At 41.2% G+C, this 216-nt stretch carries 1 protein-coding gene; it reads left to right on the top strand.

What is annotated here, in order from left to right; translation table 11 throughout:
• On the top strand, positions 1-216 hold a 216-nt coding region (locus AC2FA3_RS15735; protein ID WP_490510418.1), incomplete at both ends, for an IS200/IS605 family accessory protein TnpB-related protein.

Here is a 216-nt window from a genome sequence, read left to right as displayed (position 1 = left end):
ACACGCCAAGACTTGATCCATAAATTCACCACCAACCTTGCCAAGACTAATAAAATAATCATCATTGGCAAACTTCACTCAAAATCATTCACCTCAAGCAAACTCGCCAAATCTGTCTATGACGCTGGTTGGTTTGAAGTTAAGCGGCAACTGACCTATAAATGCGAGAACGCAGGTTGCTACTATGATGAGGTAAATGAAAGTTACACCACCCAA

This window comes from Janibacter sp. CoH_79_TC_3, from assembly GCF_058197955.1.
This window is presented reverse-complemented; position numbering and strand designations above follow the sequence as displayed.